This is a genomic window from Marinilabilia rubra, from assembly GCF_003121985.1.
Classification (GTDB): domain Bacteria; phylum Bacteroidota; class Bacteroidia; order Bacteroidales; family Marinilabiliaceae; genus Marinilabilia; species Marinilabilia rubra.
The window spans coordinates 42,255-55,297 of record NZ_QEWP01000008.1; the positions used below are offsets into that span (position 1 = coordinate 42,255).

At 40.8% G+C, this 13,043-nt stretch carries 6 protein-coding genes; 5 read left to right on the top strand and 1 reads right to left on the bottom strand.

Annotation, left to right across the window (positions count from 1 at the left end):
• The first annotated feature begins 155 nt into the window (after window positions 1–155).
• The 4 genes from DDZ16_RS11150 to DDZ16_RS11165 all read left to right on the top strand — a co-directional run bounded on the left by DDZ16_RS11150 (window position 156) and on the right by DDZ16_RS11165 (window position 8,190).
• The gene (locus tag DDZ16_RS11150) at window positions 156–2,438 is read left to right on the top strand and encodes an Ig-like domain-containing protein (RefSeq protein WP_109264553.1); all 2,283 of its coding nucleotides are present in this window, start codon (window positions 156–158) and stop codon (window positions 2,436–2,438) included.
• Between the two features lie 147 nt (window positions 2,439–2,585).
• Window positions 2,586–4,286, top strand: coding sequence for a PAS domain-containing sensor histidine kinase (locus DDZ16_RS11155; protein WP_109264554.1), 1,701 nt, complete (start codon window positions 2,586–2,588; stop codon window positions 4,284–4,286).
• Between the two features lie 426 nt (window positions 4,287–4,712).
• On the top strand, window positions 4,713–5,837 hold the full coding sequence (locus DDZ16_RS11160) for a glycoside hydrolase family 18 protein (protein ID WP_109264555.1): 1,125 nt from the start codon (window positions 4,713–4,715) through the stop codon (window positions 5,835–5,837).
• 85 nt (window positions 5,838–5,922) lie between these two features.
• Complete coding sequence (locus tag DDZ16_RS11165; RefSeq protein WP_109264556.1) at window positions 5,923–8,190, top strand: PAS domain S-box protein; 2,268 nt, start codon at window positions 5,923–5,925, stop codon at window positions 8,188–8,190.
• 52 nt (window positions 8,191–8,242) lie between these two features.
• On the opposite strand, the gene DDZ16_RS11170 is transcribed toward DDZ16_RS11165, so the two are convergent.
• Window positions 8,243–8,488, bottom strand: coding sequence for a 4a-hydroxytetrahydrobiopterin dehydratase (locus tag DDZ16_RS11170; protein ID WP_109264557.1), 246 nt, complete (start codon window positions 8,486–8,488; stop codon window positions 8,243–8,245).
• Window positions 8,489–8,706: 218 nt separating this feature from the next.
• Between DDZ16_RS11170 and DDZ16_RS11175 the strand changes: the two genes are divergently transcribed.
• Window positions 8,707–13,032, top strand: a complete 4,326-nt coding sequence (locus DDZ16_RS11175) for a CusA/CzcA family heavy metal efflux RND transporter (RefSeq protein WP_109264558.1) — start codon at window positions 8,707–8,709, stop codon at window positions 13,030–13,032.
• The last annotated feature ends 11 nt before the right edge of the window (window positions 13,033–13,043 follow it).

Sequence of the window (13,043 nt, forward strand, 5' to 3'; positions counted from 1 at the left end):
TTACAAATCATTTTTTACTTCGACATTGAATCGAATTCTTCCTGTCAGGCTTCAAATTCTAACCAAAACTATGCGAATGTCCTTTAAAATGAACATGCCCTGCAGGGTTTCGTAAAAAAACCAAAATATAATCATCCCATAATCTCTATTAAACTATGAGACAAACTTTACTGATTATCCTTTTCATGAGTTCCATTTTTGCTTTTGGACAAGGAGGGATAGAACTGACTTTTTCAGGACAGCATAAAGGGAATATGGTGGTTCCTGATAGTGTTTTGATTGAAAATTTAACGAAAGGGCTGGAGGCAAAGATTTACAGTTCTGATTTATCGGTTACACTGGAGGTGCCAACCCAAATTGATAATATTTATTCCAATCAGAAATCTGCAGGTTTTAGCTTAAAACCCAATTTCCCAAACCCATTTGCTGACTTCACCAATTTTGAACTCGAAATTTTGAGCAGCCAATCAATGGTGATAAGTGTTTTTAGTCTTTCTGGTGAGAAAGTTCTTGAAGATCAATTTTTTTTGTCAAAAGGTGTTCATCAGTTTAAATTTACAGCCGGTAATGATAATATTTATTTTCTAAAAGTGACTGGAGAAGAGGGATTTGAAACCATTAAGATGATGGCCTTGAGTGGGAACAACTATCAACCTGAGCTGGAACTATTGGCTTCAAATACACTTGAAAACAGGCTGAAATCATCATCTGCTAGATTATCTTACTCGAACGGTGACATATTGAGGATGACCGGATATGCAACAACTTGTAATCGCCCGGATCACGATATTCTGGAAGATTCCCCGGAGGCAAGCAGAGATTATCAATTTTTGTTTGAAAATGATGTTCCTCAAATAGAGAATAATATGACAGGTCAAACACAATTATGTCAGGGAACTCTTGATATGGCCTATGAGGTTGAATTATTGGATGATGTATATTATCTGTGGGATTATTCCGGTGAAGGGATCTCAATTAGTGGTCAGGGAACCAATATTGTGAATGTTGATTTTTCTGAAAATGCCACTTCCGGAACACTAAGCGTGATTCCTTCTAATTCATGTGGAGACGGCAGCATTATTCAACTTGAGATAACTGTAAACCAATTACCGAATGTTGTTATTGATGCTTCTGCTTTAGAAATTTTTAATGGAGAATCCGTTACTTTAACCGCATCAGGTGGCGGTTCTTATGATTGGTCCCCGGTTGTTTCAACCGATGCGGTTCTTGTTGCTTCTCCCTCCGAAACAACAAATTTTGTGGTCACTGCGTCTTCTCAATACGGGTGCTCAGAAGAGGAAAGTATAACTATTTCAGTAAAGAACCATCCTGTTTCAATTGATGATAATGGTGAAATTGATGAGGATGGTACCACTTTAATAGATGTATTGTTGAATGATACCGACATCGACGGAGATGTTCTGAGCATTACAGGCTTTACCCAGGGAAGTGATGGAACCGTCAGTCAGGAAGGCAATTCTTTGCGTTACACGCCCGATGCAGATTTTAATGGTTTCGATAGCTTTAGCTACGATATAGGCGATGGCAATGGTGGAATTGCAACAGGCACCGTCAATGTGACGATAAATGCTGCAAATGATGTTCCTCAGGCTGTAACGGATGCTGGTGAAATTGATGAGGATGGTACCACTTTAATAGATGTATTGTTGAATGATACCGACATCGACGGAGATGTTCTGAGCATTACAGGCTTTACTCAGGGAAGTGATGGAACCGTCAGTCAGGAAGGCGATGCTTTGCGTTACACTCCCGATGCCGATTTTAATGGTTCCGATAGCTTTGCCTACGATATTGGCGATGGTAATGGTGGAGAAGTCTCCGGAACGGTTAATGTGACAGTCAATCCTGTAAACGATTTGCCACAGGCTGTAACTGATCTAGCAAGTGTTGATGAGGATGGCACAATCCTGATAGAAGTATTATCAAATGATACTGACATTGATGGCGATGCCCTCAGCATAACAGGTTTTGCACAGGGAACTAATGGCACCGTCTCTCAGGAGGGCGATGCTTTGCGTTACACGCCCGATGCCGATTTTTCAGGAAGTGACAGCTTTACGTATGGTATTAGCGATGGAGATGGTGGCAATGCTACCGGAACTGTAGATGTAACGATTGTTGATAATAGTCTTGTTTCTTTTGATATCACAGACCCATCCGGAGAAACAGATCCTATTTGGTTTACTGTGACTACAAGCGGGAATTTCGAAATTGTTTCCAGTTTTTATTTGGTTGGTTGTGACACAGTTGTGTATTTGTATGATGAGAGTGGTAATCTAGTTGCCTCAAATGATGATTACGTGGATCTCTATGGGACGATAGCTAGTATAGCCCTAGATGCGGGGAATTATTATGTTATTGTTCAAAACTTTGATTTCACTGAATTAAATTGTCATCTTGAGGTGAATCCTCTTTAGGCTGATTTTTCTTGTGTTAAAGGGGTGTTCCTGGCTGGGGCACCCCTTTATTTTTTAAACTTGAAACGAAATTATCCGTAAAGGTGTTTACCTTTAATTGTAATCTTGTATATTAAATGGTTCGCACTGGTTCCGCAATTAATATTTATGAGGAAATTTTTTAATAAATCGAAAATAGATCACGAATGGTTAATGGCCATTAGGATTTCGTGTATTTTTTTAATCATTGGAGGGTTATGGATTTTCTTCAGTGACCGACTGGTTTTGTCCTTTTTTAAAGACCCTGATCAGTATGCCAGATTACAGCTTTGGAAAGGCTGGTTTTTTGTTGTTTCAGTGGCGGTCATCTTGCTGCTTCTGATAAAAAATTATTTGAAACGAAACAGAACCCTTTCTGAATCTTTGCAGGAGAGCGACGAACGCTTTAGGTATGTCATCGAAAAATCTGTTTCAGGCATATGTATAATAAATTCAAAAGGAGAATTTGATTACGTTAATAATTCTTTTTGCACTGTGTTTGGGTATGAAGCAAACGAAATTGTTGGACAATCAATTACCATGTTGTATTCTTCTGATCAGCATGAGGCTGTGATAAATGAAGTTGATCGCCTGTTTGTTAATTCCCTGCATGAGACCAAAACATGGGATGCAATTGACAAACAAAACAAACAGAAAAAAGTTAAGACCGATACAATGCCAATTACATGGTTTAACGGGGAAGAAAAGTTGGTCTCCTTTGTTGAGGACATTACAGCGAGAGTAAAGGCTGAAGGTGAGCTGAAACGTAGCGAACGGAAATATCGCTCAATGATGGAGGCACTCGATATTCCTCTTTATATTGCCGATGACAATTGTCGGATTTTGTTTGCCAATACCGCTTTTCGAAAAAGATTCGGAGAGGTTGATGATATAAAGCATTGTTACAAGAAAGTCTTATATAATGAAGATCGTTGTGGTTGGTGCAAAGGGGTGAAGCAATTAAAAATAGGGCAAAGATACGAACGTGAATTGCACGATCCTGGAACAGGGCAGATTTATCAGGTAATAATGGCTCCCATCGAATTTGAAGAAGGTCAAATTAATAAAATGATTGTGATGAGAGATTTGACCGACATAATAAAAGCCAGACAGAGAGCTGAAGAGAGTGATCGGCTGAAAACTGCTTTTCTGGCCAATATGAGTCATGAAGTCAGAACCCCTTTAAATGCAATTCTCGGTTTCTCAAGCATTCTTAATGATGATACTCTGCCCGGGGAAGAACGTTCCCGTTTTATTGATCTCATTCACCAGAGTGGGATTCAATTGCTAAATATTATTGATGATATTGTTGATGTAGCCCGCATTGAACAAGGCAATCTCAGAATATCCAGGGTTTCAGTGGAGGTGAATCCTCTTTTGAGAGAGACTATGGATATTATGAAGTTAGAGCTGGCAGATGGCAGTAAACCTGATTTGGAATTAAGAATGGAGAACCATCTTCCCGTGGGTTACACCATTCAGGCCGATCCATTGCGCTTGAAGCAGGTGCTGATGAATTTGTTGAATAATGCCATTAAATTCACGCGGAAAGGACTTGTAAAACTTGAGGTTTTCAAGAATAATAATCATGAGGTTATTTTTGATGTGGAAGATACCGGCATTGGCATTCCTGCAGAAAAAATGGAGGTGATTTTTGAGCGTTTCAGGCAGGCTGATGAGTCAACCACAAGGGTAGCCGGAGGGAATGGACTTGGTCTTTTTATTAGTAAAAACCTGATTGAACAGATGGGGGGGCAAATAAAGGGAACCTCCACTCCCGGGCAGGGAAGTACCTTTTCGGTGATTATGAAAGAAAACAAAAAAACTTAAATGAGTATCCGTTTTTATACCCAACTTGAAAGCAGACCCGCCGAAAAGGACGGCCTTGACCGGTGAGCCAAAAAACAAGTGAAGATGGCGTTAAAAAATCTTTTCTGTTTGAGCCGATAGGCGAGTTTAAAAGATTTTAGCCATCAAACGCTGTTTTTTTGAGTGAAGCGGTCACAGCCTTGGATTATTGCGATTAGCGAAAGCAGTGTCAAGCTCGCTTGAACAATGCTGAGTGTAGCAATAATCATGAAATAATTTTTTTGATTACTTTTTTGTGTCAAGACAAAAAAGTAATTGGGGTTTAAGGGGTAAAGCCCCTCTATATTTTCAAATAGGTAAATAACCGGATATTCATAAAAACTTAAATAGTTTCTTAATTTGCGTTTCAGTGGTCTGTCGGTTATATTAGGGTAAAATCTTGATATAATGAAAAATATTGCTTTTCTTATTTTTGCAATTTGGACTTTTATAGCTTGTTCATCTTCACAAAAACCACCTAAACGAAGTTCAAAAGTTGTAATTGGTTATTTGTTCCCTGGTAACCGCCTGATTAAAGAAGATATTTCTGCATCAAAATTAACTCACATAAACTATGCTTTTGCCAATATCATTGATGGAAGAATGGTAGAAGGCTATGAGGCTGACTCTGCTAATTTTGCAGTTCTGAATCGGCTTAAACGAAAGAATTCTGCACTTAAAATTTTAGTTTCTGTTGGGGGGTGGGGATGGTCCGGAGAATTTTCGGATATGGCTCTGAATAAGGAGTCTAGAAGGCACTTTGTTGAAAGTGCCGTTGATTTCTTGTTAAAACATAATCTTGACGGGTTAGATATTGACTGGGAATATCCGGGAATGCCGGGAGCAGGCAATACTCATCGTCCCCAGGATAAAGAGAATTTCACCTTGCTATTGAAGGAGTGCCGGGAAGCGCTTGATGCCATCGATAGATCAAAACATTATTTGCTGACGATTGCCGCCGCGGCCTCTCCCGTATTTTTGGAAACTACCGATATGGACAAAGCGGCTCAATATCTGGATTTTGTGAATCTCATGACCTATGACTTTGCCGGTGCCTGGGACTCCATAGTAAGGCATCATGCCAATTTGTATCCTTCTGAGTTTTATGAAGGGGGTAACTCTGTTTCTGAAACTGTAGATAGGTTTATTTCAGATGGTGTGCCTGCCGATAAACTGGTAGTCGGGGTTCCATTTTATGGCCGGGGGTGGAAGAAAGTTAAAAAGAAAAACAGCGGGTTAGGAGGCGTCGGCGAAGGGCTCGAAAATGTTAATCTTGTATATCAGTCCATATTAGAAAATGTTCTTAGCAATAAGAAATTTGAAAAGCACTGGGATAATTCGGCTAAAGCACCTTATCTTTTTAATGAAGAAGAAAGGGTGTTTATTACTTACGAAAATCCAAAATCACTTGGATTAAAGTGTCAATATATTCGCAACACCGGATTAAAAGGGGTGATGTTTTGGGAGTATTTTGATGATTCTAAAGAATGTCTGCTTTCTGTGATTAACACAGAACTTCATAGGAGAGACTAATTCACAGGGATGGATTCTCTTTAAGGGATTTTGGGGAACAAAAATAAATTTTTTTCGTAATAGAGTTTTTGAAAGGAGTACCTATATGTGGACTGGTCTAAACAATAACTATAGAATTCTTTTGCTGAATAATAAGCCGGAACTGGCTGTTCAGCTTCAAAAATATCTTCTGCAAAAATTTGAGGTGGCAGACTGTATTCATAATACTGACCAGGCAATTCAGGAATTGAGAAGTGGAAAGTACGGTTTATTGGTGCTCTCCAATCATCTAAATGACATGGAAGGAGTCGATTTTTTAAAGTTACTAAAAAAGGAGTCTCTTTCTATTCCTTGTATTGTTTTGGCGGGTGATGGTGATATTAAGCAAGCAGTTTCAGCCATGAAAGAGGGCGCTGAGGATTTCATACAATGGTCAGATGATCAGGAAGCTTTGTTCCCCTATATTGAAGAGGTTCTGAAAAAACTTATAGCCCGAATGGAGAAAGATAGCCTTTTGGCAGAGGGAGAGTTGCTTTACAAAACTTTGTTTGAGAATATCAGAGATGCAGTTTATCTTCACTTTCTGGATGAAGAGACTTTATTGCCGGGGCCTTTCATAGAAGTGAATAAAGTCGCTTGCAGACGAATGGGTTATACAAAGGAGGAATTCATGACCATGGGGCCTCAGGATATCGATGTCCCGGGGCAAGTGGATGTGCAAGCCATTGCAGATGAGCTGCTGGGAAAAGGGTCAGTGATATTTAAAACCAAAAGTCTAACCAAAGACGGACGGGAAATACCAACAGAAGTAAACGCACGCCTGTTTGATTTCAAGGGCAGGAAAGCCATTCTTTCAGTTGCAAGAAATATTACAACCCAGCAAAAAATACTGGATGACCTGAGAAATAGCGAAAAACGTTTTCGGGCCATAATAGATAAATGCATAATTGGGATTTGCATTACCGATGAACAAGGTGTTTTTGAATTTGTGAATGATGCTTTTTGCCAAATATATGGTTATTCGCCTGAAGAAATAGTGGGCCAATACATTTCCATGGTGGTTTTGGAAGAAAAAAAATCTCTTCTTTTCGACCGGCATAAAGAATTTTTTAAGAGCAAGTCTTCTAAAAAAGATGATTGGGATGTTGTAGATAAGTTTGGACGTATTAAGCATGTTGTTACAGATTCTACTTTGATAATTGATGCAGAAGGCCGAAAGCGACGGGTGACCTTTGTTGAGGATGTAACAGAAGAAAGAAAGAGCAAACAGGCATTGGAGATGAGTGAGGTCAAATACCGCACTATGATGGAGAATCTTCAGGATCCGGTTTTTATCAGCGATAGTGACTTTGAAATTGTTTATGCCAATAATGCTTTCAATAAAAGGTTTGGAGCTTTCGACCCTGAAGGTAAATGTCATGATATTATATTTGGCATAAAGTCTCCTTGTTCCTGGTGCATGGCTGCAAAAGAAAATATGTCACGCTTCAGGAAGCGGCAGGAAAAGACTATCAAAAACCGGGATTATCAGATTACTACGGTTCCCATAAATTACAATGGCCATGAAGGTGCAAAAATGACCATCCTCCGGGATGTGACAAAAGTGGTGAAAGCAAGAAGAAAAGCCGAAGAAAGTGATCGGCTCAAATCTGCTTTTTTGGCGAATATTTCCCACGAAATACGGACCCCTCTGAATGCCATGCTGGGGTTTTCCAATTTATTGAAGGATGACAACGTTTCCTCCCAGGAGGCTGACATGTATATTGATATGATCAATGAGAGCGGCAATCATTTGATGCATGTGATGGATGACATTATCGAATTCTCTTTTATTGACTCGGGGCTGGTGGAAGTCCATCCCGTTGATTTGAATATGGATAAACTATTGAAAAATCTTGATAATGAAGCACAGTCAATGAGAGAGAAGATGAGTAAAGGGTATTTAGAGGTAAGGGTTAATAATTTACTGCCACAAGACTTAACATTAAAAACCGATGAATCTCGCCTCAGGCAAATTCTTCTCAACCTTATCTCCAATGCAGTGAAGTTTACCGAGCAGGGAGAAGTCAATGTTTCTGTTCGATATACCAAAAATAAATGGGTGGTAATTTCTGTGAAGGATACAGGAATAGGCATTCCCAGAGAAAAGCACAATGTTATTTTTAAACGTTTCAGGCAAGTGGATGAAGGCAATGCCCGTATGTTTGGAGGCAACGGTCTGGGACTGGCTCTTTGCAAACATCTTGCTGAAATGCTCGGTGGCCACATTAAATTTGAATCAGAAACGGGTAAAGGCTCCGACTTTCAATTGTTTATTCCTGCTACATTTGATGAATCAATGGCACGCGCGGTCGCAGTCGATTTTGTGAAATAGCACATTATTAAAAAAATATGCATAAAAAAAGCGCCTGTATCAGGCGCTTTTTTTATGCAATCTGGTTGATCTTTTCCGCCATGTTCACATCCCGGTCGGTGATTTCCCCTACATCGTGAGACATGAGTTTTATCTTTACCTTTTTGTATGAGAATATCTCGATGTCGGGATGATGTTGCGCCTCTTCAGCAATGGGAACAATCTTCTTAACAAATTCGACGGCTTCCACAAAGTTCTTTAACTCAAAAGTGCGGGTCAGTTGATCATTCTCGATAATCCAGTTTTCAGGTGTCTTCATAATCTTTCCTTTTTTAGATTCTTAAACTATGTACTAATAATCTTACAGTTTAAGGGCTAAATTGTTTAACGAAACCGCTTGGTAATTAATGCTAAATTGATAATAATATGTTTTTGTTGATCTAAATCCGGATTTCGTCCTTTTGTCAAAAAAGGTTGCGAGTTTAGTGACTTTGCGATAAAATTTGTAAATTGGAAACTCAATAACTTCACTTCTGTATGATTGAGAGTATCGTTCGTTTTAGTGTTCGCCATAAGCTTATGGTGTTTTTGTTTACTGCAACTGTAGCTGCCCTTGGAATTTTCTCACTCTCAAGGCTTCCTATTGGGGCAACCCCTGATGTTACCAATAATCAGGTTCAGGTAATTACCACATCCCGCAATTTATCAACCCTCGATGTTGAAAAGTTTCTTACCTATCCGGTGGAAATGGAGATGGCTAACCTGCCGGGTGTAAAGGAAATAAGATCTGTTTCTAAATTTGGGCTTTCAGTAGTTACCATTGTTTTTGACGATGATATGGGCACTTACCTTCCCCGGCAACTGATAGCTGAAAAGATAGAAGCGGCTTCGGAAAATATACCCGAGGGGTTTGGCAAACCTTTTATGGGACCGGTTTCAACCGGGTTGGGCGAGATTTATCAATATACCCTGGAAGTGAAGCCGGGATATGAAAATCGCTACAATTCAATGGAATTACGCTCTATCCAGGATTGGATGGTGAAACGGCAATTGTCCAGAATAAAAGGAGTTGTGGAGGTAAATACCTGGGGCGGGTACCTTAAACAATACGAGGTAGCTGTGGATCCGGCAAAACTAAAGGCTCTGAATATTACGCTCGACGAGGTTTTTACAGCTGTTTCGGATAATAATAATGTTGCAGGAGGAAGTTATATTGAGCGAAGCGGGCAAAGTTATTTTGTACGCGGTGAAGGATTGGTTGAAAACCTTGAAGATATACGAAATATCGTTGTTAAAGGGCGTTCCGGTAAGCCTGTGTTGGTGAGAGATTTAGCTAAGGTTCAGTTTGGCCATGCCAATCGTTTTGGAGCCATAACCGGAAATGGCGAAGGCGAAAAGGTCATGGGACAGGTTATGATGTTAAAAGGGGCTAACCCAAAAGCCGTTATTGAAAGAGTTAAGGAAAAGGCAGCTGAGGTTCAGGAGACTTTACCCGAAGGGGTTTATATCAATCCTTTTCTGGATCGCAGCGAGCTTATTGGCCGTACAACCACTACCATTGCTGAAAATCTGATCCTCGGAGCCCTTATTGTAATATTTGTCGTGGTTCTGCTATTGGGAAGCTGGCGCTCCGGGTTGGTGGTAGCTTCTATTATACCATTAAGTTTGCTCTTTGCCCTAACATTGATGTATTTAACCGGCGTGGATGCCAATTTAATGAGCCTTGGTGCTATTGACTTCGGGATTATTATTGACGGAGCCGTAATTATTGTTGAATACATTTCTTTTAAAATTCACAGGAGGCGTCACGGACTTTTGGAACTTGGGGATAGTGAACGGCAGCATGCCCGAAACTCCATCTCAATTGAAGGTGCCTCTAAAATGATGAAGTCGGCCGTTTTTGGGCAGGTCATCATTATTATTGTTTTGATCCCGATCCTGACTTTGAGCGGAGTGGAAGGGAAGATGTTTCGCCCTATGGCATTGACTTTTAGTTTTGCCTTGCTGGGAGCCATGGTCTTTGGTTTTACTTTTGTTCCTGCTGTTTCGTCTTTGTTTTTAAAAGCCTCTGTTCAACAGAAAAAGACTTTCTCGGATAAATTTATGGACTTCCTAAACAAGTTGTATGCCCCTACCATCGATTGGTCATTGTCTCATAAAAAGATAGTGATTTTATTGGCTGCAGTAGTGTTGTTAGGGACCGGCATTTTGTTTTCCCGAATGGGGGGCGAGTTTGTTCCTACTCTTGATGAAGGGGATTTTGTGATTCAGCCGGTATTAAAAACCGGCACCAGCCTTGGCGAAACCATTGAAATAATGACCCGGATTGAAGAAATCGCCAAAACTTTTCCGGAGACAAGGCAGGTTGTTAGTCGTATTGGGGCTGCCGAGGTGCCAACCGATCCCATGTCGATGGAGGAGACAGATGTTATTATTACTCTTATACCGAAGGGAGAATGGGTGTCGGCAGATACAAAAGATGAACTGGCCAACCGGTTTAAAGAACGTATTTTGGAGAAAATTCCCGGAATTGAAATAGAATTCACTCAGCCTATTGAAATGCGCTTTAATGAATTAATTACAGGTGTTCGTGCCGATTTGGCCATCAAAGTTTTTGGAGATCATCTGGAGACATTGAATGCCAAAGGGCAGGAGATTCAACAGTTGATGGAGGAAGTGCCCGGTGCTGCTGATGTTGTGTTGGAAAAGACAACTGGCTTACCGGAAATGCTGGTGAACTACAATCGTAAAAAAATCGCTTCCCTGGGAGTCAATATTGCAGATCTTAACAAAGTGGTTAACACCGCTTTTGCCGGTGCAACTGTTGGCACCGTTTATGAAGGAGAACGAAGATTCGATTTGGTAGTCCGCTATAACAAAGGATCACGTGAGTCTATAGCAGATCTCAGAAATACCTATGTCTCTTTGCCGGGGGGGAGTCGCATACCTCTGAGGGAGGTAGCAACCATTGATTACTCCAAAGGTCCCGCACAGATTTCCAGAGACGAAACGCGCAGAAGAATTGTGGTAGGTGTCAATGTCAGGGGGCGTGACCTCGAATCAGTAGTTGAAGAGGCCCGTGAGCGTATAGAGAAAGAAGTAGAATTGCCTCCGGGTTACTATGTGGAGTATGGAGGGCAGTTTGAAAATCTGAGAAGTGCCCGTCGCCGCCTGATGATTGTAGTCCCTATTGCCTTGATTTTAATCTTTATTATGCTTCACTTTGCTTTTGGCAGTATTCGTCCGGCTCTTTTGGTTTTCTCTGCAGTTCCTTTGTCTGCTGTTGGTGGCGTTTTGTTTTTATGGCTAAGAGGTATGCCTTTTTCAATTTCGGCAGGAGTTGGTTTTGTAGCTTTATTTGGGGTGTCGGTGTTGAACGGAATCGTATTAATAGAGCATTACAATGATTTAAAACAATCCGGGATGAGTAATTTAAGAGAACGCGTTATTCAGGGAGCTCGTGAAAGGCTCAGACCCGTTTTGCTGACGGCTGCTTCCACGGCTTTTGGCTTCTTCCCAATGGCCTTTTCAACGGGTGCAGGAGCAGAAGTTCAAAGACCTCTGGCTACCGTTGTGGTTGGTGGACTTGTTACCGCCACTTTGCTCACTCTTGTAGTGTTGCCCGTTTTATATTGTCTCATGGAAGACAGAGATCGTGTTCGAAGATTTTTCAGACCCAACAGCCTTGCAGTACTTTTGCTGTTATTCATTCCTTCAATTGTGAATGCCCAGCAGCCGGTAACGCCTGCAGAAGCTGTCGATATTGCTCTGGAAAACAACGGGATGATTCGGGCTTCTGAACTCAGGCTAAAGGCAGCCGGTGAAATGAAAGGAACAGCCTGGGATATAGAAAAAACCGGAGTTTTTGTCAACTATGATGAGAGTAATCTGGGGCACAACGGAGAACCATTAACTGTTTTTGGTGTCAGTCAGAACTTCAAATTTCCGTTGGTTTATGTGGGGCAGAAAAAATTGCTTGACTCGGCAGAAGAAATACAGCTTTACAGACACCGGATTAATAAAAGAATTTTGACCCGGAAAGTTCTGAAAGCATATTATGATGTAGTCTATTTTAAAAGCCTTAAGGCGAATTATGAGGAGCTTGATTCACTCTATTCCATGTATGCCAAAGGTGCCAGGAGGCGTTTTCAGGCAGGTGAAGCCAATTCGCTGGCCGTCATGATGGCCTTGTCTAAAAAGGATGAGGCCAATTTGAAATTAGTAAAGACTCTTGAGGATCTTTCTTCCGCCCGGTTAAGGCTGAAAAGTATTGTTCAGGGAGAGAATAGTTATGCCGTTACACATGATTCATTGCCAAAGCTAATGGTCGGGGGGTACGAGGTTGCTTCAAATCCGGCATTGGCCCTTAAAAATGCTGAAGGAGAAATGGCCCTGAAAGAGTGGTCGGTAGAAAAAATGAATTGGCTGCCCGACATTAATGTGAGCTACTTTCGTGGCACAAATGACTATGCCGATGCCCGCGTTTATGAAGGTGTAGAAGTGGGCCTGGCTTTCCCATTGTTTTTTTCGGGGCAAAATGCTCAGGTAAAATCAAAGAGATTGAAAAAGGAAGCTGCAAGACTCGAATATATTGATTACGAGAATCAGGTTTCATGGAAAATGGGAGCTTTAAAAGCTGAGTTTCGAAAGTATGAACGAGCTTTGAAAATATATGAAACCAGAAGTCGCCAATTGGCCACCGGATTAATGCAAACAGCACGCAAATCCTATGAAACCGGTGAAATAAATATGTTGGAATACATCACGGTTCTTGATCAATCACAGCGAATTTATCTTGACTATCTGGCAAGTCTGCACCAATATAATAACACTGTTATAGAAATAAATTATTTCATTCCTTAAAAGGAAATACG

Bases quoted from the DNA above. Each gene is read 5' to 3' on its own strand.
- DDZ16_RS11150 (WP_109264553.1), top strand. From the start codon at position 156: ATGAGACAAACTTTACTGATTATCCTTTTCATGAGTTCCATTTTTGCT.
- DDZ16_RS11155 (WP_109264554.1), top strand. From the start codon at position 2,586: ATGAGGAAATTTTTTAATAAATCGAAAATAGATCACGAATGGTTAATG.
- DDZ16_RS11160 (WP_109264555.1), top strand. From the start codon at position 4,713: ATGAAAAATATTGCTTTTCTTATTTTTGCAATTTGGACTTTTATAGCT.
- DDZ16_RS11165 (WP_109264556.1), top strand. From the start codon at position 5,923: ATGTGGACTGGTCTAAACAATAACTATAGAATTCTTTTGCTGAATAAT.
- DDZ16_RS11170 (WP_109264557.1), bottom strand. From the start codon at position 8,488: ATGAAGACACCTGAAAACTGGATTATCGAGAATGATCAACTGACCCGC.
- DDZ16_RS11175 (WP_109264558.1), top strand. From the start codon at position 8,707: ATGATTGAGAGTATCGTTCGTTTTAGTGTTCGCCATAAGCTTATGGTG.